Consider the following 22,195-nt stretch of genomic DNA (forward strand, 5'->3'; position numbering starts at 1 on the left):
TTTTACCCGGTAGCGTGGAGGTGAGATATGTTACTCACCGTCTCCGGACCGCCGGGAAGCGGAAAGAGCACGACAGCAGAGTTACTTGCTGAAGCCTTCGATCTCTCCCACGTGAGCGGCGGTGATATCTTTCGTGAACTCGCCGACGAACGCGGATACACGCCCCTCGAGTTCAACAAACTCGCGGAGGAAAACGACCAGATCGACCACGACCTGGACCGTCGGCTCCGAGAGATCGCGACCCAAGAGGACGACCTCGTACTCGAATCGCGACTCGCCGGCTGGCTCGCTGGCGATTGCGCGGACTTTCGGTTCTGGCTCGACGCGCCCGCGAGCGTTCGCGGCGAGCGGATCGCCGAGCGAGAGGACAAAGACCCGATCCGGGCGACGGAGGAAACCCAGGCTCGAGAGGCGAGCGAGGCCCAGCGGTACGAAGAGTACTATGGGATCGATATCCGCGATCTGACGATCTACGATCTCTCGGTCAACACCGCCCGCTGGGAACCGGATGCCGTCCTCGATATGCTCGTCACCGCAGTCGGCGAGTTCGACTGCGAAGGTGACGAAGGACAAACCCCGATCGAATTGGACTACGAGTTTTGATGCATCTCCGCGGCCCACCGGACGACCGTTCACCCGCCGAGTTGCTCACCTTCGGCGTCGTCAACCTCGACAAACCGCCCGGCCCGTCTTCCCACCAGGTCAGCGGGTGGATCCGAGACGCCGTCAGCGATTCGCTCGAACGAGCCGACGCCGGAACGACGATCGATCGCGCCGCCCACGCCGGAACGCTCGATCCGAAGGTTACCGGCTGTCTGCCGGTCATGCTCGGGAATGCGACCCGCCTCGCGCAGGCGTTTCTCGAAGGGCAAAAGGAGTACGTCAGCGTCCTCGAGTGTCACGCCCCGGTTCCTGCGGACGCCGAATCCGTGATTTCGGCGTTCGAGGGGCCGATCTATCAGAAACCGCCCCGGAAAAGCGCCGTCTCGCGTCGGCTGCGCGTTCGCGAACTGTACGATCTGGAGGTTCTCGAGGCGACCGAGCGACAGGTCCTGTTACGAATTCGCTGTGAGAGTGGCACCTACGTCCGAAAGCTCTGTCACGATATCGGATTGGCGCTCGGAACCGGCGGCCACATGGGGCACCTTCGCCGGACGGCGACGGATCCCTTCGACGACCGAACGCTCCACACCGCCGAAGAGTTCCTCGACGCGCTCGAATTCTGGCTCGAGGACGACGATCCGGAATCGCTTCACGAGATCGTCCTCCCCGGGGAACGGATCCTCGAGCACATTCCCTCGGTCGTCATCGCCGAAAGTGCCGCCCGCGAGGTCGCCGAGGGCGCGCCGGTGTACGCTCCCGGCGTGCTCGAGGTCCCCGACGTCGACCGTGGCTCGCTCGTGACCTGTTACACCCCCAACGGGGCGGCGGTCTGTCTCGGGACGCTCGTCGGCGACGCCTCGAGTGAATCGGGAACGGTCGTGGAACTCGAGCGGGTTCTGGTCTGATCCTCGAGGGCGGCCCGGTCGGGCGGTCCTCGCGAAACGACACGCTTAAACAGCCCACTCCCATCGATCAATATGCGGGACCGTGGGGTAGTGGTATCCTCTGCGGATGGGGTCCGTAGGACCTGAGTTCGACTCTCGGCGGTCCCACTTTCTGTCGCGAACAATTCTGTGAGCGACAGCAATGGAAGAGCCGAGATCGAGCATGCGTATCTCAACGGTTCCATACTTTGGGGAAACTATCTAGAAACCACCCCACTTCGCTATTCCTCGGCCTCGAGGCCGATTCCAGATTCTACCTCGAGAAACGTCGTCCCGCCGCAAGTGCATCCGTTTCGGACGCCGATGGGGAGTACCGATCCGTCCGCTTGTTCGCGCGCCGCGTACGCCGATCCACAGTCGGCACAGACGCCCATCGTTCGAACTTTTTCACCAGTCATTGCCACGGTAAGGCCGCCAGAGCGGTTAAGTATGACTGATCGGAGCAGCCGTGCGACGGCCCGTCATCGAGCGATCAGATCGACATCAATACGATAGCCAACACGGCGAACCCGATGCCCGCCGCCTTCCGAACCGTGAGCGACTCCTCGAGGAAGGCGATGCCGATAACAGAGCTCACGGCGATGAAGAGGCCGTAGATCGGGACGACGACGCTGACCGGGCCGAGCTCGAGCGCGCGGTAGTACGCCAGCAAGCCGACGGCAAGTGCGACTCCCCAGGCGATGACGTAGGTCATCTTGGAGTGGCGGAGATATGGACGGACCGAAACCCCTCTGTAGAGTAACACGCCGCCGATCAGTACGAGCATGACGAAATTCGAGAGGAAGACGGCCACGGTGCTCGGGATCGTTTCCATCGCGATTTTCATCAGCGGGGCCACCAGGCTGTAAGCGACGAACGCGACGAGCGAGAGGCCGAGATATCGCCGCATTATCGCTCGTCACCCGCGCTGAAATAGATCGCGACGATGGCACAGACGATCCCGGCACCTCGAGTCACCGACAGCGTCTCCTCGAGGAAGACGATACCGATGACGGAACTCCCGACGATGAACATTCCGAAAATCGGGACGACAACGCTCACCGGCCCCGCCTCGAGGGCGGACGCGTACGCCAGGATACCGACCGTGAGGAAGAATCCGCCGACGTAGATGTAGACGGCGTCCTGAGAAATCACGGTGGCCGGCTCTCCAGTACCTGTCAGTACCAACACGCCCGTCGTAATCACCAGGAAGACGTTCGTCGCAAAGAACAGACCGACTGCGGCCGGGATGTCTCGAGTCGCGATACTCGTAAGCGGAGCGACGACAGAATACGCGAGCAGTGCGACGATCACCCACAAAAGATACTCCATGTCGTTCTGTGGTTCCGAGTCGGGTATATCAGTTGTTGCCATTTTGTTTGATCGCCTTCGTTTTGTTCGATCGTCCTGCCTCGAACGTGCGTTCCGCGAGTATTTGCCTCGAACGTGCGTTCTGCGGGTTTTTGAGTCGGTGAACGGCAAACGAGTCCGACCGTCGGCTGGCGAAGCGTCAAATCTATCCGTCGAGTCTCGTGGATACGCTGGAGGGTGATTCCCTCGTGTTTGTAAAAAGCAATCACGATAATTGGGTCGGCACTACCCGTTCCAGTCCGCTAGTGCCCTCGCAAGTGTGGATAGCCTAGTTCTGCTCTTTCTCCTTGATGGTTGGATAGAGCCGGTGTAGCTTCGTTCGGGCATTATCGGTAGTGAACTGCCAGTCGATCGAGACGGTAGCCTTGTTGCGCTCGGTTTCCCACGCGGCGACCTCCGTTCGGAGTGTCGCCGCGTCAGGAATGCGTCGGCTGAGGCACTGGGTGCTAAGCGCACTCAACTCGATTTCCGCCATGTTGAGCCAGCTCCCGTGTTTCGGCGTGAAGTGAAACTCGAATCGGTCGAGATACTCTCGTGCTTCTTTCGGGTTACAAAACTCGTAGAAGGCAGCCGGATTGTGCGTGTTGAGGTTGTCAAGAACTACCCGGATGCGGTCTGCATCCGGGTAGTGCTCATCCGCGAGTTCTTGCATTTGGTCGACAAACTCGCGCTTGCGTCGTCTCGGTGTAACCGTGATGTGGCGCCAACCGGTGAGCGGTTCGGTGGCGATATGGATTTTTCGCTCACCGTTGCGTTCATAATGAGTGTCCTCGCGTGCGACCGCTCCCGGTCGCACCGGGAGCGGGTCGCTGACGTGCTTGTGAAGCGTCTTGCTGGACTCATCGAAGCAAATGACTGGACGATCTTCATCGTACGGCTCGTGGTAGAGCGCAAGCACGTTTTCCATGCGGTAGACGAACTTAGCGTTCTGTTTCGGTGGAATCAGCCAGTACTTCGAGCGGTGCGGTTTCAGGTCGTTTTTTTAACCGCTGTCGAACGGTCTCTCGGGAGATCGACTCAAGGTCGATCTCCTCGAGAGTGACTAAGCGATCGGCGAGGAGCTGATACGTCCAGCGAGAGTGTCCGTCTGGTGGGTCAGAGCACGCAAGTGAGAGCAAATGAGCCTCACCACGGCCATCGAGCTTTGGCTCGTAGTCGCGGTCGGGCTTGCGGCGATGGAGCGCCGCAAGCCCTCGCTCAGAGTACGCTTTTCGCGTGCGGTACGGTGTAGAGATCGAACAATCGAGGTGCTCACAGATCGCGGGATCTGTGAGCCCTTCGTCAGCCTTTAGAAGGATTCGTGCACGTGTGATGTCCTCTGCTCTGTGTTCACCCGTCGAAATAATCGCCTCAAGTTCGCTTCGTTCCTCGGTGGAGAGGTTGATGATGTGCTTCTTCCGTCCCATTCCTGTAGAGAGGTGCTCAGAAGAGATAAGCTAAGCAGTCGACGCTTGCAAGTGCACTAGTCGACACGTACAGGTGACTAGCAGAACTAAAACCAACGTTTTATCAGTAATTGCCTCCATTTTTACGGTAATGAGTTCAAATGTATTTCTCGTGCCGTACGACTCCGAAGATTTCGAGCAAACGGTTCTCTCCGAAGTCGATCTGGGCGAATTTCCAGATCACCCCGCGGAGTTTTCCCAGTCTGGGCCGGTCCGGTTCTGGGGTGCACGCGAAGGCTCGAACAACGAAACCTATTTCGAGAAAATGGACGAGGGAGACCTCCTGCTGTTCTATCACGAAGGCGAATATATCGGGACTGGCCGAGTCGGAACCACGTTCGTGGACAACGACGAATGGGCGAGTACAACGTTCTGGAACGGCGATACCGCCACGTTGATCTACACGATCGAAGAGTTCACGTCGGTGTCCGTTCCGAAAGCCGCACTGAACAACATCTTCGATTACTCCGACGGGTACAACCCGCAGGGGCTCATTCGAGTCGCTGACAACCGAGTCGACAACAATCTCGACGCGATCGAACTCGCCGTCCAGAAGTACAACTAGCTGGGAATCGATCACACGTCCGGTCACCGCTTTGGCTCTCGAGAGCGCTGGCCACGACTTCCGGGCGAGACCGAAAAAACGTTGACGGGAACACCCACGAGATGACAGGTCCGACGCGCCACGGGCGCCGTGCTGTCGTCTGGGGAACGGCGACGTTCCGTAATCGACGAACTGGATCTTTAGCCTTCCCTCGCTGCTCAGTGGCGGCGAGACACCGGAACAGTGGAATTGACCCAGAGCAACGACTCGGTCGCTCCATCCATCAGCGGACTTATCCGCTGGCTTGACCCACCGTCGACTATGACTGTCGTCCTCGCCGGTGTCGGCGCTGATAGCACGAACCTCGGAACGCTCGGAAGCCTCACCGAGGACGGGTGCTTCGATTACATTCCGATCCCCGAGAAAACCAGTCAGACCAGCGAACCCGAAACGCTCGGATCGTGGCCGCTCCGAACCCGTGACGATGTCGCGGCCGATCTCGCAACGACGATCTCGCCTCAACCGGTCGCGGACGGCGAAATGCGCGTCTCCGGCGACGAACTTGCCGAGTGGCCGCTTCACCGTGACCCGAATTTCGATGCGCTGACCTACGGCGAACACCGAACGAGCGGGTACGTCGGCCGGTTACGAACCCTCGAGCCGGGAGACATCGTCGGCTTCTACGCCGGTCTTCGGCGACCGGACGGCGACCGCGCGCATCGATACCTCATCGGCTACTTCACCGTCGAGGAGGTCGGCGTTCTCGAACCCGATACGCCCGCCGGTCGACGACGGCAAATTCTCGAGACGCATTCCGAAAACGCCCATGCGAAGCGTGCACGCGACGGGAAAGCGTACCTTGAGGACAAGACGATCGTGATGATCAATGGCCGAGAACCCGGCGGGTTGTTCGATAGGAATCCGATTCGACTCAGCGACTACTACGTCAAACCCGGCAACGAGCGGGCGCAGTACTACCTCCGCGAGGAGGTCGCCGACGCGTTTTCGGTCGTTGCGGGCGGGGAGAACATGATGTACAAGCCGGCCTACCGCTGTTCGATGTCCGGCGACTCGTTTTGCGACCTCGTTGGACTTCCCGGCGAACGCTCGAGCGGGAGTGGACTCGTTGCGGAACTCGAGCGAATCGCTTCCGAGCTCGAGTGAGTCTTCGCTCGCTGCTCGAGGGACCGGAAAATCAGTCGGTTTCATGATGAAAGACGACGAACGAACGAGACAGTGACCGACGATACGGATCAAGGCGACGGGACGAACCGCCGACACGACCGCGTTCGGGTTCATCCGACGACGGGTCCATCGAACTCGCTCGCTCACTGGACAACCGCCCGGAATCCGATGCGGGTCGCGATCAACTATATCGTTGTCTGGCTCGTCCGGCTCTCGCCGAGCCTCGTGCTCAAGCGGTGGCTGATGCGTCGAATCGGCGTTACCGTCGGAGACGGCGTCTCGTGGGGGCTCGAGGCGACGCCGGACGTGTTCTGGCCCGAACTGATCACCGTCAGGGAGCACGCGATCGTAGGCTACGACGCGACGATCCTCTGTCACGAGTTTTTACAGGAAGAGTATCGAACGGGCGAGGTCATCGTTGGCGAACGGGCGATGATCGGTGCCGGAGCCATCGTACTCCCCGGCGTCGAAATTGGGGCCAACGCGCGCGTCGCGGCGAACTCGCTCGTGACGCGAGACGTTCCCGCCGGGATGACTGTTGCGGGTGTTCCGGCGCGACCGATGGGCACCGACTCGAGCGACGAATCCGGTGATAGGACTCCCGATGATGTCGAATGCGACTCCGAGTCGAAGTGAACTCGGATCGAGAACGAAAGCTGGCCGAAATAGAGCGATACTGGGCGTCTAAGGGAGATAACGGCTGAATTACAGCGAGGACCAGGACTTTCGGGCCCGGTTCCAGGAGGTGATGTCGGCGATCCAGCGGGCGGCGATGAATTTCTTCAGGTTCTGGGCGGAGAAGCCGCCGAAGGTATCGAACGGAAGCATCTTGACGTCGTGGGCGACGGCCTTCTCGCCGACCGAGATGACTGTCCCTTTGTCGTCGTACTCCCAGGTTTTTAACGGTCGACCCTCGATCGCTCGAGAGATGTTTTCGCCGACGACTTCGGCGGCTTGCCAGGCGGCCTGGGCCGTCGGTGGTGCGGGCTGGTCGCCCTGATCGATGATAGCCGAGTCGCCGATGGCGAAGACGCGGTCGTCGGAGGTCTGGAAGTTCGCCTCCGTGGTGACGCGATTGTGCTCGTTCTCGAGTTCGGTGTCGTCGAGCGCCTCTCGACCGGTGATTCCGCCGGTCCAGACGAAGGTATCGAAATCGAGGGGTTCGCCCTCGTCGAAGTGGATGACCCCTTCTTCGGCTTCCGTGATCGGGTCGTCGGTGTGAATCTGAACGCCCGCATCCTCGAGGAGGTCACGCAGCGCCTGCTGGATCTCCGGATCGTTTCCGGGGAAGATTTCGTCGAGCGCTTCGACGAGGTGGATCTCGATCGGTGCGCGGTGGATATCGCGGAACTCCGCGATTTCGCCCGCCGTCTGGATCCCCGAGAGACCCGCGCCGCCGATGACGATCTGTGCGGGCTCGCCGCGTGTCGCGTCCTCGCTGGCTTCTTTGATCGCTTCGTGAATCTCGAGGGCGTCGTCGAGACTCTTGAGCGTGAGCGAGTGTTCGTCGAGACCGGGAATGCCGTAGTAGGCCGTTTGACTTCCGAGTCCGACCATCAGGTAATCGTACTCGACGTCTTCGCCGCCCTCGAGGGAGACGTGCCGTTCGTCGGTGTCGATTCCGGTGACCTCGTCTTTGATGAACTCCGTCGAGCGGTCGGCGATATCGCCGACGGGAACCGTGATATCCGATCGAACGTCGGGGTCACGGATCACGCGATGTGACTCGTGTAGAACGAGGTGATAGTTGACGTCGGCGATCCACGTGAGTTGGGCGTCAGCATCGAGCTCCGATTGGAGTTTCTTGACCGCGCCGGCCCCGGCGTACCCGGCACCGAGTACGACAACATTCTCTGTCATACCCAACAGTGGGAAACACACTGATACAAAGGTGTTGAAACACAAACCACTGTGCCGCTAGTTCACACACATATATCCGAAAGACATCATTTCCACGATTGAAAGTTACTCGGTCTATAGTAATTTGTGAAGACGTCTACCAGAGATTTGCAACAAAAAACTCTCTCGACGGCTTACCAACTATCGCTATAGTTCAACGTATTCTCATTTCGTGAACACGGAACGTTCCGCTTTCGAATTCCTCACTCACAGAACCACGACATCGTCTCACAAAATTCGTTTGCCGAACGCACTCGCGGTGAGTTCGGCGGCCAATGTCGCCGTTTCGTTTGCCTCGTCGAGGATCGGGTTTACCTCGACGATGTCCATCGATCGGAGCACGCCATCCTCTGCGTGGCGGGTCGAAACGGTCTCGAGGGCGGAATGCGCTTCTCGGTAGGTAACGCCGCCGCGAACGGGCGTCCCGACGCCGGGTGCGGTTTTGGGATCGAGCCAGTCCAGGTCGAGGCTCACGTGGATCCCGTCGGTCTCGGTTGTCGCGACCTCGAGCGCTTCTTCGACCACGGTCGCAATTCCGCGATTGTCGATATCGGACATCGTAAACGACGTAATCTCGCTGTTCCGGATGAGTTCCCGTTCGCGGTCGTCGATACTTCGAAGGCCGACGTACGCGACTGACTCTTCGCGGACGCGTGGGGCGTGTGCCCAGTCCATGTCTTCGAAGAGACCGCGACCGAGGGTAGCCCCCAGTGGCATCCCGTGGACGTTCCCGCTGGGCGAGGTTTCGGGTGTATTGAGATCAGCGTGTGCGTCGAACCAGACGACGCCGAGATCAGCATCGCGCGCCGACCCGTTCATCGAGCCGATTGCTATCGAGTGATCGCCGCCGAGGACGAGCGGAAAAATCCCCTCTTCGATCGTTTCGTGAACCTGTCGAGCCAATCGAGTATTGACGTCCTCGACCTCTCGGAGGAACTTCGCGTTTCCTCGGCTCGGTTGATTCGCCTCCGGGTCTCGCTCCTCCGCTCGAGGCATTCGAAGATCACCCGAGTCGGTCACCTCGAGGCCGGCGCTCTCGAGTTTTTCGGCGACGCCGGCGTACCTGATGGCCGACGGTCCCATGTCGACACCTCGTCTGTTCGCACCGTAGTCCATCGGCGCACCGATGATTCGAACGGTCTGGTCCATAGTCGGCAGTTCACGTCCAGTCGCTTGGTGGTGACGATCCGTTTCCGGCTGTCGACAGATTTAGGGTTAGACGACTCTAAACTACATCTATGATGCTGAGCGACGTGATGGAGGATTACCTCAAAGCCATTTACCAGCTTCAGCGCGGTCAGGACGACCGCATCAAAACCTCCGAGATCGCGTCGGAACTCGACGTCACGTCGCCGACGGTGACGAGCATGCTCGGGAAACTCGAGGAACGCGGGCTCGTCGACCGAGAAAAGTACCGCGGTGTGACCCTAACCGCGGAGGGCGAGACGGTCGCACTCGAGGTCGTTCGCCATCACCGACTCCTCGAATCGTATCTCACTGAACATCTCGACTACGACTGGTCGGAAGTCCACGAGGAGGCAGACCGGCTCGAACACCACATCAGCGAAGACTTCGAACGGCGTGTCGCGGCCGCACTAGACGAACCGGATGTCGACCCGCACGGGTCGCCGATTCCGGGTGCCGACCTCGAGCCACCCGCAGAACGAAATGGGGACTCCGTGACCGAGTTCGAACAGGGCGATGTCGTCGTCGTCGAGGAAGTCGCCGACCACGATGCGGAGATCCTCTCGTATCTCGCGGATCACGGCGTCGAGCCCGGCGTCGAACTCGAGATTCTCGAGGTCGCTCCGTTCGGGATGGTGACGACTCGAGCTGCCGATCACGACGATCCCGTGTCACTTCCGGAGGGCGTGGCACATCACGTTCGCGTTGCCCCGCTTCCCGAACTAGAGTCCTGACGTCCGGGCACTCTCTGCTGTTCCGTTCCATCCGACTCATTAGATTCGACTCAATCTAAGACTCCGTAGCCAACATATAAGTTTAGACGCCTCTAAATAGCACTCAATGAACTTTTGGGCTTTGCGCTGTCGAGGTGAGTCCGGTCGATGACCGACCGATCGTTCGCCGATCTTCCACGGTGGGTACTCGCAATCGGTCCCGTCGTGGTCCTCGGATCGATCTTCGTCTTCTTGTACGCGACTTCGCCGTTTGGCGACCTCAGCGGCGTCGAAAACGCGAGCAGACTCGAGATTCTGTGGATGTTGACGATCATCGGCGCGTTAGCCGGCGTTGTTCCCGTCGTCGTCGGAATGCTCTGGTTTCCGTTTATTCGGGCGCTTGATCCCCGATATCTCCATGCGTTTCTGGCGCTCGCGGCCGGTGTTCTGGCGTTCATCGCCGTCGAAATGACCGAAGAGGCGGTCGAACACGCCGGAGAGGCCGAGAGTACGGTTTTCGCTGCAGGACTCGCGGTTCTCGGAGTTGGCGGGACCTTCGCGGTGATGTACGCCGCCAGTAAGTGGCGACACCGAAAGATGGCGACTAGCGGGAAGAGCGGTCTCGAAATTGCCTATCTCGTTGCGCTTGCACTCGGATTACACAGCATCGGCGAAGGGCTCGGTATCGGCGTCGCGTTCATCGGCCAGGATGCTTCGATGTTGACCCTCCTCGTCCTCGCGTTTATCCTCCACAACGTAATGGAGGGGCCGACGGTCGTTGCTGCCGTCGCCCGAGACCGATCCGCGCCGCCGCTTCGACACTTCGCGGCGATGGGACTCATTGCCGGTGGCCCGGTCATCCTCGGTGGGTGGATCGGCAGTTTCGGCGAATCTTCCCTGCTCGCCGTCCTGTTCTATGCGATCGCGGTCGGTGCGATCGTTCAGGCGCTCATCGAGGTCGCGGAACTAATTCGATTCGACGCCGAAGCGGTCCTGACTCGCGTCAACGCAGCAACGTTCGTGGTCGGTTTCATCCTCATGTTCCTGCTCGAGGACGTTCTCACGGACGTGTTGCTCGAGGGATGGCTCGTTCCCGCGTGAGTCCGTCTTTGTGACTGTCAGTACTGGTCGTTTGCCCAACGTCGGTATGGGTCGCCACCGGCCCGATCCCCTCTCAAAGAAAGGAAACGCCTTACTACTCACGGGAACAACACAAAATTGTAGAAGAAAACCGGGCTCACCCGCCGGGTTTAAGGAAATCAATTACGTAAGATTCCATATGTCATCAATCGAACTCACACCAAGTCAGAAGAAAATATTGCGCGCCCTCACAAACCTTCACAACGAAACCGACGACGCGATCAAGGGCGAGGATATCGCCGAACAGGTCGATCGAAACCCGGGAACGATTCGCAACCAGATGCAGAGTCTCAAAGCACTCCAGCTCGTCGAAGGTGTCCCCGGTCCGAAAGGGGGATACAAGCCGACAGCGGCGGCCTACGAGGCACTCGAGATTCAGCAGATGGACGACCCGGCTTCCGTCCCACTCGAACACGAAGGTGAGCCTGTAACGGACGTCATCATCGAAGAGATCGATCTCTCGAGCGTCCACCACCCCGAACTCTGTCGCGCCGAAATTCATGTCCAGGGTGCGATCGGCGACATCAACGAGGACGACTCGGTCGTCGTCGGTCCGACACCGCTCTCGAAGCTTCTCATCGAGGGAACCGTCGACGGAAAGGACGATACGAACAACATCCTCATTCTTCGCATCGATGAGATGGTCGCACCGTCCGAAGAACCGGCTCACTGACCGGTTTCAACACCGATCTCTGCTCCTCTTTCTGATTCGTCGGTTTACTTCGGATCGGTCTGTTATCTCGGAACGCAAAATCAGGCCCGCGTATGCCGGTTAGCGCTGCGTTTTCCGGTTAACTATCGTCCGATTCGGGTGACTCACTCGCGTCGTCGTCACCCGCAGCGATCGACGGGATAACGTCGACGCTCGCGACGGCATCCTCGGAATTGACGTCCATGATGGTGACGCCCATGGTATTGCGCCCGACCGTCGAGATTTCGCCGGCTCGAGTCCGCATGATCTGTCCGCGTTCGCTCATCGCGACGAGATGATCGTCTTCCGTGACGGCTTTGACGGCCGTGACGGGGCCGTTTCGGTCGTTGGTCTTGATGTCTATCAGCCCCTTGCCGTACCGGGACTGGGTGCTGTACTCCGAGAGCAACGTCCGCTTTCCGTAGCCGTTCCGGGTGACCGTCAACAGCGCGCGGTCGTCGTCTCCGTCCCGGTCAGTCGCGACGAGCCCGGCGACGGCGTCGCCGTCTTCGCCTTCACCCTGTAGTTTGATCCCGTTGACGCCGCGGGCGTTCCGTCCCATCTCGCGCACTTCGCTCTCGTCGAAGCGGATGGTCATTCCGCGTTCGGTCGCAATGACGAGGTCGGCCGAGCCGTCGGTTACCTCCACGTCGACGAGTTCGTCGCCCTCCTCGAGGCTGGCCGCGATGATCCCCGTCGTGAGGATGTTGTCGAACTCCTCGCCCGACGTGCGCTTGACGTAGCCGTTTTTCGTCACCATCGTCACGCACTCGTCGTCCTCGAACGAGTCGGTGTCGACGACCGCCGTAATCTCCTCGCCGTCGTCGAGGTCGAGAATGTTGACGGCGGACTTGCCACGCGCCGTCCGACCCATCTCCGGAATCTCGTAGGTTTTCAGCTGATAGACCTGCCCGTGGTTGGTAAAGCAGAGCAGGTAGTCGTGGGTGTTCGCGTGGAAGACCGTCGTGACGCGGTCTTCGTCCTTGATATCCGCGCCGATGATCCCCTTCCCGCCTCGGCCCTGGGGGTCGAAGGCGTCGATCGGCATTCGTTTGACGTAGTCGTCTTCAGTCATGACGACGACCACGTCTTCTTCCGGAATGAGATCCTCGTGTGTGACCGTCCCCTGATCTTCGATGATCGAGGTCCGACGCTCGTCGTCGTACTCGTCTTTGATCTCGCGAAGTTCGTCTTTGATGACGGTCAGCAGTTTCTGCTCGCTCTCGAGGATCGCAGTCAGACGTTCGATCTCGGCCTGAACGTCCTCGTACTCGTCTTTGATCTCCGTCGATTCCATCGACGTGAGACTGCCCAGTTGCATCCTGACGATGTGCTCCGCCTGAGCCTCGGAGAAGTCGAACTCCTCTGCAAGCCCGGATCTCGCGGCCGATCGATCCTCGGAGTTTCGGATCAGTTCGACGACGTCCTCGACGTTCTCGAGGGCTTTCAATCGACCTTCGAGAATGTGAGCGCGATCCTCGGCTTCGGCGAGGTCGTACTCGCTTCGTCGGCGCACGACTTCCCGACGGTGGGAGATGTACTCCTCTAAGGTTTCTTTGAGCGAGAGGACCTGCGGTTGGCCGTCGACCAGCGCCAGATTGATGACGCCGAACGTTCGCTCCAAGTGATTCTCGAGTAGTTTGTTCTTGACGACGTCGCTGTTCGCGCCGCGTTTGAGGTCGACGACGATGCGGACGCCGTTTCGGTCCGACTCGTCTCGGAGGTCCGATATCCCCTCGATTTCGCCCTCGTTGACGTCTTCGGCGATGCGCTCGACGATTCGGGCCTTGTTCGACTGGTACGGAAGTTCCGTGATGACGATGCGCTCGCGGTCGTTCTTCCACTCTTCGACCTCGAACTCGGCGCGGACGCGGAGCCGCCCGCGACCGCTGGCGTAGGCCGAATAGATGGCGTCGCGACCGACGATGTTCGCACCCGTCGGGAAGTCGGGACCCTTGACGTGTTCCATCAGGTCCTCGACGGTCGAGTTGGGCTCGTCGATGAGTTCGACCGTCGCGTCGATCACTTCGCCGAGGTTGTGCGGCGGGATGTTCGTCGACATCCCGACCGCGATTCCCGACGAGCCGTTGACGAGCAGGTTCGGGAACGACGACGGAAGCACGGTCGGTTCCTCGAGTCGGTCGTCGTAGTTCGACTGGAAGTCGACGGTATCCTTGTCGATATCCTCGAGTAGCTCTTCTGAGAGCGAGGACATCCGAGCCTCAGTGTATCGTGGCGCTGCGGCCGGATCACCGTCCATCGATCCGAAGTTCCCCTGCCCGTCGACGAGGGGATAGCGCATCGAGAAGTCCTGTGCCAGGCGGACGAGCGTATCGTAGATCGCGCTGTCGCCGTGAGGGTGGTAGTCACCCATCGTTTCGCCGACGATCGAGGAGGACTTCCGGTGGGCCGAACCGCTCGTAATCCCCATCTCGTACATTGCGTACAGGATGCGTCGGTGGACGGGTTTGAGTCCGTCTCGAGCGTCCGGCAGGGCCCGACCCGCGATGACGCTCATCGCGTAGTCGATGTAACTCTGCTCCATCTCGTCTTCAATGCGGACGGTTTCGACCGTCCGGGCCTCTACGTCCGTAGGTTCGGGTACGTCTGAACTCATGTGTGTTGTCTCTCTATCAGATGTCGATCCACTCGGCTTCCGGCGCGTTGTCCTTGATGAACTGCTTTCGGGGCTCGACCGCGTCGCCCATCAGCACGGAGAACATCTTGTCCGCGGCCGCGGCGTCCTCGACGGTGATCTGTTTGAGGATGCGGTTGTCGGGATTCATCGTCGTCTCCCAGAGCTGTTCGGGGTTCATCTCGCCGAGACCCTTGAACCGCTGGACCTGGGTCGGATTCCCGTCGCACTTCTCTTCGACGATCTCGTCGCGTTCCGCGTCAGTCATCGCGTCGTAGGTCTCCCCTCGATACCGAATCCGGTAGAGGGGCGGCTGGGTCGCGTAGACGTACCCGCCCTCGAGCAACGGACGCATGTGCCGATAGATGAACGTCAACAGGAGCGTTCGAATGTGTGCCCCGTCGACGTCCGCGTCCGTCGCCATGATGATCTTCTTGTATCGGATCCCGTCGGTGTCGAACTCGTCGCCGATTCCTGCCCCGATCGCGGTGATCAGGTTCCGAATCTCGTCGTTCTCGAGGATTCGATCGAGTCGATGCTTTTCGACGTTCAGAATCTTTCCTTTGATCGGCAAAACGGCCTGGTACTCGGGGTTTCGAGCCTGTTTTGCGCTTCCCCCTGCGGAGTCACCCTCCGCGACGAACAGTTCGGCTTCCTCTGGGTCTTTGGTCTGACAGTCCGCGAGTTTGCCCGGTAACGAGGTCGAATCGAGTGCGGACTTTCGCCGAGTCAGCTCTTCGGCTTTTCGGGCCGCCATTCGTGCCTTGGCCGCTTCGACGGCCTTCATGACGACCGCCTGGGCGGTGTCGGGATTCTCTTCGAAGTAGATCCCCAGCCCCTCGTGCATGGCACTCTCGACGATTCCCCGGACTTCGCTGTTCCCGAGTTTCGTCTTGGTTTGGCCCTCGAACTGCGGGTCCGGATGTTTGATCGAGATAACCGCTGTGAGCCCCTCGCGGATATCTTCCCCTTTGAGGTTATCCTCGAGGTCCGAGAGGAGGTCGTTTTCCTTTGCGTAATCGTTGACCACGCGGGTGAGTGCGGTCTTAAAGCCGGTGAGGTGCGTCCCGCCTTCGCGCGTGTTGATGTTGTTGGCGAACGCGTGGATCGACCCCTGCAGTTCCTGGGTCGCCTGCATCGCCACCTCGACCTGAATGTTCTCGTCTTCGTCCTCGAAGTAGATGATCTCCTCGTGCATCGCCGAGCGCGTCTCGTTGAGATACTCGACGAACTCGCGGATACCGCCCTCGTACTCGTACGCTTCGGAGACGAACTGGTCGTCATCGTCTCGTTCGCGCTCGTCACGCAGAGTGATGTGAACGCCGGAGTTGAGGAAGGCAAGCTCCCGAAGCCGGTTAGAGAGCGTCGAGAACGCGAACTGGTCCGTCTCGAAGACTTCGTCGTCGGGCCAAAACGTGATCTCGGTGCCCGTATCCTCGTCGTCTGCGAGGTCCCGAACCCGCTCCATATCGCCCTGGGGTTCGCCGCGTTCGAACGCGTGTTCGAAGACGCCGCCGTCGCGCCTGACCTCGACCTCGAACCGACTCGAGAGGGCGTTCACCACGGAGACGCCGACGCCGTGGAGGCCGCCCGAGACCTGGTAGGACTTGTTGTCGAACTTCCCGCCGGCGTGGAGGACGGTTAAAATCACCTCGAGCGCCGGACGGTCGTATTCTTCGTGGGTGTCGACGGGAATCCCACGGCCATCGTCCGTGACGGTAACGGCTCCGTCGTCGTGGATCGAGACGGTGATATCGTCACAGTGGCCTGCCAGTGCCTCGTCGATCGAGTTGTCGACCACCTCGTAGACGAGATGGTGTAATCCTCGAGAATCGGTAGAACCGATGTACATCGCCGGGCGCTTGCGAACGGCCTCCAGGCCTTCTAAAACCTGAATCTGGCCGGCGCCGTACTCGCTTTCCTGAGACATGAAAACCTGTTTTCGGATAGTGGTTCGGGGGTTAAAAAGGTCACGTACGCGCGCGAGCGCGAACAGAAAATACAAAGCTTGTGACGGTTACTGGATATGTGAAGCCGCGCGTAGTTTCTCTCGGGGGAGCATGAATACCCGAAAGCCGGTTTAGGCCCTTCGCAAGTGTTCACAGTCACCTGCGGAAACGATTTGCTCTCCGTCGTCCGTCTCTACCACCAGCGATCCGGTCTCGGTGATGTCGACGGCGGTGCCGACGACTGCTTCGTTGGTTCTGTCGACTCGAACGCGCGTTCCAATCGTTAGCGCGTGATCCCGCCACGCATCGGCGACTTCCTCGAGGGAGCCTCGTTGGGCGTCGAACTCCTCGAGCAGCCGCTGGACGAACACGCGCCGGTCGACGTCGTCGGCCTCGGCTCGAATACTGGTTGCTTCCGGTGGCAGAGACGATGCGTCGATGTTCGCGTTTACGCCGATACCGACGACGACCCAGGCGACGCGATCGGTTTCACCTTCCATTTCCGTGAGAATTCCCGCGAGTTTTCGGTAGGGCCGGTCGAGACTCTCGTCGTCGCTGGGGACGACGACATCGTTTGGCCACTTGATTCGGGCGTCGACGCCCGCTTCGCGAGCCGCTCGCGTTGTCGCAACCGCAGCAGCCAACGTGTACAACGGCGCTCGCGTCGGGGGGATGTTCGGCCGGCAGACGAGGCTCGTCCAGACGCCGCCACTCGGTGCGCTCCAGGTTCGCTTGAGCCGACCTCGTCCGCCGGTTTGCTCATCGGCGAGGACGGCCACGTCTGTGACGCCGTCGGTCGCGAGTTCGCGTGCGCGATCGTTCGTGTTCCCGATGGCGTCGTGATACTCGACGGAAAACGGTGCCTCGAGACCGTACTCGACGGCGTCCGCGTTGTACTCCGTGATCGCGTTGAGAACGTAGCCGTCCGACCCGCTTTCGATCTCGAAGCCCGCATCGCGTAGTTCGTCGATCTGCTTCCAGACCGCCGCCCGCGAAATATCGAGCGACTCCGCGAGCGCCGGTCCACCGACCGGCCCTTCGGATAGCGTCTCGAGAATCGCTCGTCTCGTCTCGTTCATACTCTCGAAAGCGGGGGACGCACACTTCAATTCGCCGGATACGTCTCCGCTCGAGGTCCTCGGATCAGTGACGGCGTTTTACGTTGTCGTTGCTAGTACGTGTTTTCTACTCCGGAACTTGTTCTCGAGTGCGTCGCTGCCCGGCGTTAGTTCCTGAAAATCCGTACGAGTTCTTCGACTCGGTTTTCGCGAGTGCGTTATCCGAGCCTCGGCGTCGTACGTGGCTTCCGGGGGCTTTTACGGCCACGAGTCGGACGCGCCATCCCCTATCGGCGGTGGGCTCGGCTCGGACGGCGGTGCGGGACGCCGGATCCAAACGTCCGTTCGCGCCGTCGTGTGCCTTCGCCGGGAACCTTCAGCGATGACCGTTCCGTCTGTGGTTTGTTTCGCCGGAAGCGGAGCATACGCCCCGTTTCGGACAGCTACCGGAGACCGCTTAATTGTTCCTTTCTTCTCCGATACCGTGGCACTGTGGGTTTTGATCAGGTACCGGCTGTGGAACTTTGATTCCGCTCGTCGTGTTCTCTCTCTGAACAGCGCGAGCGTTCGCGTGACAACCGTTTCGATTGGGTTCGTCGTTGCTACAGGATGCGTTCTCTCCGTCGTCGAATTTCGCGCGACGTTCTCGGCGATTGTGACTGCGAACCGGACCGTTCTCGTCGGCGTTCTCCTCGCCGTCGTCTGCTGGGTCGGCGCGTGGTCGGTTACTCTCTCGCTGGTCTTGCAGATACTCGACGTCGAATACGGGGTGGCCGACGGCATCCTCCTGTTCGGGAACCTGCTCTTTGCGAACAGCATCGCCCCGTCGACGTACCTCGGCGGTGAACCCCTCCCGCGTTTTTATTGACTCGATATCTGAAAAGCGACTACGAAACCAGCTTCGCGACGGTCTCGAGTCTCGATCTTCTGAACTACGTGCCGATGTTCTCGCTCGCAGGCATCGGTCTGGTGTATTTCGTTGCGACGGCCGCGCTCGGCCGACGAATCGAACTCGTTCTTCTGGGCGTGTTTGCCGTGTTCGCCCTGTTGATCCTCGGGATTAGCTACGGCTGGTGGCGACGGAGATGCACCGTTCGAGCCATAGCTAGCGTCGTCAGCGGAGTTTCGACCCGAATGAGCGCGGTCGTCCCCGGCGTTCGCGCGGTATCGCCCGAGACGTTTCACCGACACCTCGGGCTGTTCGTCGACGAAGTCGAACAGGTCGCCGCCGATCAGCACAACCTCAAACGCGCTCGCGTACTCGACGGTCGGCTGGCTGTTCCTCTCGAGTGCGCTCTGGCTCGCGCTGTATGCCGTCGGCTACGCCGTTTTACCCGAAGTAGTGTTGTTCGTCGTTCCACTGGGTGCGATCACGAACGGTCTCCCTCTCTCTGGCGGGTTGGGGGAGCGTCGAGTCGGTGTTCATCGCCTTGCTCGTCGCCGCCACGACCGTTCCCGTACCCGAGGCGACGGCGGCGACGCTACTCTACCGAGCGACGACGTACTGGCTCCCGCTGTGTTTCGGAGCCTGTGCGGTCATCGCGTCGCAGGTTCGATCAGTTGGAAGTTCTAACATCCGAGAACGACGTTCGCCCGAGGCGAAATCGATTCCCTGTTGTCGCTCTCGAGCGGTTTTTGGCACGATTTCGTGAGAGACAATCGACTCAATGGACTTGAAGGGGTGAACTGCTCCCCTTCAGGGGGGTTGTATCGATTCCGTTACTGAGCAACGTCAAATCTGCGTTCAGATCTAAAGTGTTAATTTCTCTTGAAATGTATATTACTTTTCTGTTACTCCACATCGTTTCGTCTTTGAAATAGTAGTACTATGACAGTATTTATTACCTATGGAAATATATAATCTATCATGTCTGAAAAGACAAAACGTAACAGTACCGGAAATAAAAAAGATCGCGGTTCAACCGCAGATACGTTCGGACGCCGCGACTATATGAAAGCCAGCGGCGTGGGTCTCGGCGCTTCGTTGCTCGGAATCAACTCCGGAATAACAGCAGCAACTACGTCCGCTCGCACGACTCGCGTCCAATCCGATGACTACTACGACCTTACAGCCGACGTCCCGGACGACGCCTGGGACCTCTGGCAGGCAAAGCCTGACGTGCGCGAAGAATTCGAGACGGTGGACGCCTCGAATTACGACGGTCGAAACGGCAACCTCTCGAACCGTATCGAGGAGGCGGCCGATCAGAACGCGATCGTTGACCTCGGAAGCGGGATCTACGAGATGGAATCGACGGTTAGCGTCCACTCGGGAACTGTTGGCATTGTTGGCGACGGGGCGAGGATCTACTACGTCGGCGCAGACGACGGCGTCGAGTGGCTATTCGAGACAACACCCGACTATCTGGTAATGGAGGGCGTCACGTTCGATATTTCTGAGGATCCGGGTAACGGATTGAGTACAGACGTTGGTATCCTCAGCAGCAACGGTATCGGGTCGCGGGCGTGGCTCGAAGACGTTAGACTCGACGGATCGAGACACCGCCAACAGATCATCGACGGCGAACTCGAGACGGTCGGCGGGTGGGGTACCTTTCTCGTACAGGCGGCCGACGGAGCGACTGCGTTTATCCATCGATGCGAATTCCCGGACGGCGGAACATCGATGATGGGTGAGCATCCGGACGCAGACACTCACGACCACGCCTACGGTCCGAATGCAGACCCCGCACACGACGGGCTGAACGTCTGGAAGGAGTGTGTCGCCGAGGGCTTTCACTCCAATGCGTTTTACGTTCATAGCAATGACGAGGCGGGACGGAACGTCCTGTGGGACTGCACCGCGAGAAACAACGGACGTGGCAATATGCGGATCTCGCATAACGATCAGATCATCGGCGGCGTCACCGAAGTTACCGACAGACCGGACGGTGAGGAAACCCAGAACGGAACTCCGTTTGTTGTCAACGCTGGCGATAACATGAGCGTGATCGGACTCGAAATCATTGCGGACGGTCCCGACTGGGGGAACGAGGTGATCCAGATCCGAACCGAAGCGGACGAAATCGCCTTCGAAAAAACGGTCGTACACATCCGGGGTGGGTCCAACCGTCCGATTAGAACGGGAACCCCCGATGCAGATGTCGACGTAACGTTCGAGGACTGTTGCATATTGGACGAGGGGTCCAACAACAACACGTTCTGGATCAGTTCCCGTTACGAAAACGATTCCGACGTCTATTTCGAAGACGACGTCCGTGTCGCATCGGACAACGGAAACGAATTCAACATCGGATCCGTTGGCACGCTCCACCACGACGGTGATACGTACAGCGATACCACGGTTTCCGCCGCAGATCTCGGACTCGAGAGTCCAGTAGATGACGACGGAAATCTCCCGGCGTTCTCTTTCGAGTACGAAGACGACGAAAACGGTGACGACGAGACACCAGGGACCGTCATCGACAACTTCGAAGACGGGAACCTCGACAACTATTCGGTCGAAACCGAAGCGACCGTCACCCAGTCTGGCGCCTACCGCGGCGACTACGGCTTAGAACTCGACGGCGATAGCGGGTTCTCGGGTGCGGTTCGATCCGATACCGGATTGAATGCGTACCCGGGACGGAACGATCGGTGGGAGTTCTGGTGGAACACACAAACTCTCGAGGAGGCGTTCTACGCGTACTTTGGGACCCAATCTGACGACTATTCGGAAACGTTCCGACTGGGCGTCTCCTTCGATGATGCCGAATCCTCCCTCTGGTTCCAAGAGCGCGGAGCGGATGGCGATTCGTACCTCGGGAGTACCGACGTGCCCGTCGAGACGGCGACGTGGTATCGGCTGGTCGTCGACGGGACGGACGGCGACGATTGGACGATCTCGATCGACACCGGCGACGGGACGGAAACGATCGGGGAGCTCACAACCGATTCGACGCAGTACACGGGATACGAGCGGTCGAGTATCGCGTACTGGATCAGCGGTAACGATCGGATGTATTTCGACGAGATCACGATCCGCGAACAAAACGACGGCGACGACGGGGGGACAGGAGAACTCGTCGTCGATGACTTCGCAGAAAGCGGCCTGGACGAATGGCAGATCCCATCACAAACGGGGACCGTCGACGCTCACAGCGATAGTTACGACAACTCCTACGCGCTGCGGTGTTACGATGATGGACTCACTCGAGCGTTCGCAAACGAGGACAACAGCCCCTCGCTCGAGAACTTTCCACAGCCGGGCGACCTCTGGGAGTTCTACGTCCAGATTCATACCCCGGGCCTAACTCGCTTCCAGTTCGGTCGTCAGGGCTCCGAAGGTGGCGACGGCCACTATCGCGTCGAGTTGAGCTCGAGCGGGTTTCGGGTCGATCTCCACGACGGCAGTTCGAGCACGACCGTAGGAACCGGCGAATACGGGCTGAGTTACGACACCGGAACGTGGTACCGAGTGCGCCACTGGTGGCACCATCCCGATCAGGACGAAGACCACGTCTGTGAACTCTACGACACCGCTACGGAGGAAGCCGTCGCGACGGTTTCCGGAAACGACACGACCTGGGAAGACGGGGATATCGGCGTATGGGCAAACGACGAGACCGACGTCTCGTTCGATCTCATTCGGATCCTCGACCGGACGCAGTAACGTCGTAACTTTCGAACAACTGGTTGGTTACGCGTTCTACCCCTTTCCGATCGAACCTCCGCCGAATTCGTCGGTAACTGTACAGTTTTGTTCACTCGAGGTATGCCCCTCTATCGATTCCAGTGGTTTCCCTCCTATTTTCTGTCGAAGAAGTAGTTGAAGCTAGCACGAAAGTAATCTTCACTAATCGGATACTGTACGTTGGCGCGTTTAACAGCTCTATAATAATCCCTGCCATCTCC

The 22,195-nt window shown here is 59.5% G+C and carries 20 protein-coding genes and 1 tRNA gene; 12 read left to right on the plus strand and 9 right to left on the minus strand.

Features of this window, described 5'->3' with window-relative positions:
• The first annotated feature begins 27 nt into the window (after window positions 1–27).
• The 3 genes from cmk (at window position 28) to ACYQ14_RS14265 (ending at window position 1,655) form a co-directional block, all read left to right on the plus strand.
• Window positions 28–603: a (d)CMP kinase gene (cmk, locus tag ACYQ14_RS14255; protein ID WP_459889093.1), complete on the plus strand. Its 576-nt coding sequence runs from the start codon at window positions 28–30 to the stop codon at window positions 601–603.
• A complete protein-coding gene (locus ACYQ14_RS14260) occupies window positions 603–1,508 on the plus strand; it encodes an RNA-guided pseudouridylation complex pseudouridine synthase subunit Cbf5 (RefSeq protein WP_459889094.1) in 906 nt (301 codons plus the stop codon). The genes cmk and ACYQ14_RS14260 overlap by 1 nt, the downstream gene beginning before the upstream one ends.
• 76 nt (window positions 1,509–1,584) lie before the next feature.
• Window positions 1,585–1,655: transfer RNA gene (locus tag ACYQ14_RS14265), tRNA-Pro, on the plus strand.
• Window positions 1,656–1,768: 113 nt separating this feature from the next.
• Here ACYQ14_RS14265 and ACYQ14_RS14270 read toward each other — a convergent pair.
• The 4 genes from ACYQ14_RS14270 to ACYQ14_RS14285 all read right to left on the minus strand — a co-directional run bounded on the left by ACYQ14_RS14270 (window position 1,769) and on the right by ACYQ14_RS14285 (window position 4,303).
• Entirely contained in the window at window positions 1,769–1,945 is a 177-nt protein-coding gene (locus ACYQ14_RS14270) for a hypothetical protein (protein WP_459889095.1), read from the minus strand.
• A gap of 74 nt (window positions 1,946–2,019) precedes the next feature.
• Window positions 2,020–2,436, minus strand: a complete 417-nt coding sequence (locus ACYQ14_RS14275) for an EamA family transporter (RefSeq protein ID WP_283838102.1) — start codon at window positions 2,434–2,436, stop codon at window positions 2,020–2,022.
• On the minus strand, window positions 2,436–2,858 hold the full coding sequence (locus ACYQ14_RS14280; protein WP_459889096.1) for an EamA family transporter: 423 nt from the start codon (window positions 2,856–2,858) through the stop codon (window positions 2,436–2,438). Before ACYQ14_RS14280 ends, ACYQ14_RS14275 begins: the two co-directional genes overlap by 1 nt.
• A 307-nt stretch (window positions 2,859–3,165) precedes the next feature.
• Window positions 3,166–4,303, minus strand: a protein-coding gene (locus tag ACYQ14_RS14285; protein WP_459889097.1) for an IS630 family transposase whose coding sequence is annotated in 2 segments (ribosomal slippage) — window positions 3,166–3,871 and window positions 3,870–4,303 — 1,140 coding nt in all. Because the reading frame shifts where the segments join, the coding sequence is not laid out codon by codon here.
• A gap of 130 nt (window positions 4,304–4,433) precedes the next feature.
• Here ACYQ14_RS14285 and ACYQ14_RS14290 point away from each other — a divergent pair.
• From ACYQ14_RS14290 to ACYQ14_RS14300, 3 genes are all read left to right on the plus strand, one after another.
• Window positions 4,434–4,907: a hypothetical protein gene (locus ACYQ14_RS14290; protein ID WP_283838104.1), complete on the plus strand. Its 474-nt coding sequence runs from the start codon at window positions 4,434–4,436 to the stop codon at window positions 4,905–4,907.
• A 300-nt stretch (window positions 4,908–5,207) separates the two neighbouring features.
• The gene (locus ACYQ14_RS14295; protein ID WP_459889098.1) at window positions 5,208–6,050 is read left to right on the plus strand and encodes an Nmad3 family putative nucleotide modification protein; all 843 of its coding nucleotides are present in this window, start codon (window positions 5,208–5,210) and stop codon (window positions 6,048–6,050) included.
• A gap of 72 nt (window positions 6,051–6,122) precedes the next feature.
• Complete coding sequence (locus ACYQ14_RS14300; protein ID WP_459889099.1) at window positions 6,123–6,707, plus strand: acyltransferase; 585 nt, start codon at window positions 6,123–6,125, stop codon at window positions 6,705–6,707.
• 69 nt (window positions 6,708–6,776) lie between these two features.
• Here the strand turns inward: ACYQ14_RS14300 and ACYQ14_RS14305 are convergent, their stop codons facing one another.
• Both ACYQ14_RS14305 and rocF read right to left on the minus strand, forming a co-directional pair.
• Entirely contained in the window at window positions 6,777–7,931 is a 1,155-nt protein-coding gene (locus tag ACYQ14_RS14305; protein ID WP_459889100.1) for an NAD(P)/FAD-dependent oxidoreductase, read from the minus strand.
• Window positions 7,932–8,198: 267 nt separating this feature from the next.
• Window positions 8,199–9,119: an arginase gene (gene rocF / locus ACYQ14_RS14310; protein ID WP_459889101.1), complete on the minus strand. Its 921-nt coding sequence runs from the start codon at window positions 9,117–9,119 to the stop codon at window positions 8,199–8,201.
• Between the two features lie 89 nt (window positions 9,120–9,208).
• Between rocF and ACYQ14_RS14315 the strand changes: the two genes are divergently transcribed.
• The 3 genes from ACYQ14_RS14315 (at window position 9,209) to ACYQ14_RS14325 (ending at window position 11,681) form a co-directional block, all read left to right on the plus strand.
• Window positions 9,209–9,889 (plus strand): metal-dependent transcriptional regulator, encoded by a 681-nt coding sequence (locus ACYQ14_RS14315; protein WP_459889102.1) that lies wholly within the window; start codon window positions 9,209–9,211, stop codon window positions 9,887–9,889.
• Window positions 9,890–10,036: 147 nt separating this feature from the next.
• Window positions 10,037–10,969 carry a ZIP family metal transporter gene (locus ACYQ14_RS14320; protein WP_459889103.1) on the plus strand — a complete coding sequence of 311 codons (933 nt, stop codon included), beginning with the start codon at window positions 10,037–10,039 and terminating at the stop codon, window positions 10,967–10,969.
• A gap of 178 nt (window positions 10,970–11,147) precedes the next feature.
• Window positions 11,148–11,681: an Rrf2 family transcriptional regulator gene (locus tag ACYQ14_RS14325; RefSeq protein ID WP_283838110.1), complete on the plus strand. Its 534-nt coding sequence runs from the start codon at window positions 11,148–11,150 to the stop codon at window positions 11,679–11,681.
• A 118-nt stretch (window positions 11,682–11,799) separates the two neighbouring features.
• Here ACYQ14_RS14325 and gyrA read toward each other — a convergent pair whose 3' ends face one another.
• From gyrA to ACYQ14_RS14340, 3 genes are all read right to left on the minus strand, one after another.
• Window positions 11,800–14,316, minus strand: a complete 2,517-nt coding sequence (gyrA, locus tag ACYQ14_RS14330) for a DNA gyrase subunit A (RefSeq protein WP_459889104.1) — start codon at window positions 14,314–14,316, stop codon at window positions 11,800–11,802.
• A gap of 16 nt (window positions 14,317–14,332) precedes the next feature.
• Window positions 14,333–16,264 (minus strand): DNA topoisomerase (ATP-hydrolyzing) subunit B, encoded by a 1,932-nt coding sequence (gene gyrB, locus ACYQ14_RS14335; RefSeq protein ID WP_459889105.1) that lies wholly within the window; start codon window positions 16,262–16,264, stop codon window positions 14,333–14,335.
• Window positions 16,265–16,414: 150 nt separating this feature from the next.
• Window positions 16,415–17,362 carry a biotin--[acetyl-CoA-carboxylase] ligase gene (locus ACYQ14_RS14340; protein ID WP_459889106.1) on the minus strand — a complete coding sequence of 316 codons (948 nt, stop codon included), beginning with the start codon at window positions 17,360–17,362 and terminating at the stop codon, window positions 16,415–16,417.
• Window positions 17,363–17,912: 550 nt separating this feature from the next.
• On the opposite strand from ACYQ14_RS14340, the gene ACYQ14_RS14345 reads away from it, so the two are divergent.
• From ACYQ14_RS14345 to ACYQ14_RS14355, 3 genes are all read left to right on the plus strand, one after another.
• A complete protein-coding gene (locus tag ACYQ14_RS14345) occupies window positions 17,913–18,209 on the plus strand; it encodes a hypothetical protein (protein ID WP_459889107.1) in 297 nt (98 codons plus the stop codon).
• 496 nt (window positions 18,210–18,705) lie between these two features.
• Window positions 18,706–18,993 carry a hypothetical protein gene (locus ACYQ14_RS14350; RefSeq protein ID WP_459889108.1) on the plus strand — a complete coding sequence of 96 codons (288 nt, stop codon included), beginning with the start codon at window positions 18,706–18,708 and terminating at the stop codon, window positions 18,991–18,993.
• A gap of 299 nt (window positions 18,994–19,292) precedes the next feature.
• Window positions 19,293–21,953 carry a hypothetical protein gene (locus ACYQ14_RS14355; protein ID WP_459889109.1) on the plus strand — a complete coding sequence of 887 codons (2,661 nt, stop codon included), beginning with the start codon at window positions 19,293–19,295 and terminating at the stop codon, window positions 21,951–21,953.
• Window positions 21,954–22,195 lie beyond the last annotated feature (242 nt).

Source organism: Halostagnicola bangensis, assembly GCF_054653435.1.